1 pseudogene is annotated in these 445 nt (G+C 63.1%); it reads left to right on the forward strand.

Annotated features, from left to right (window positions below):
- Positions 1-445, forward strand: a pseudogene (locus tag EOA27_RS39920) (ABC transporter substrate-binding protein); the annotation flags it as partial.

Here is a 445-nt window from a genome sequence, read left to right on the forward strand (position 1 = left end):
ACCCTATTTCAACGAGACGAAGCAGTTCGGCGATTATTTGCGCCAGGCGCTGGCGGCGATCGGCATCGACGCCCAGATCGTCAACAACGACTCGGCGGCCCACATCAAGGCCGTCTACACCGACCATGCCTTCGACCTCGCCGTCGGCCCGCCGGTGTTCCGCGGCGACCCGGCGATCTCGACCACCATCCTGGTGCAGAGCGGCATTCCCGACGGCGTGCCCTTCTCCAACCAGGGCGGCTATAAGAACGCCGAGCTCGATGCGCTGATCGTCAAGGCGTCCGAGACGCTCGACACCTCGGCTCGCACCGAGCTCTACAAGGAGTTCCAGAAGAAGGTCGCTGCCGATCTGCCGCTTATCAACGTTGCGGAGTGGAGTTTCATTAGCGTGGCTCGCGACACGGTGGGCAACATCGCCAACAACCCGCGCTGGGCTGTGTCGAAC

Source organism: Mesorhizobium sp. M2A.F.Ca.ET.037.01.1.1 (assembly GCF_003998075.1).
Taxonomy (GTDB): domain Bacteria; phylum Pseudomonadota; class Alphaproteobacteria; order Rhizobiales; family Rhizobiaceae; genus Mesorhizobium.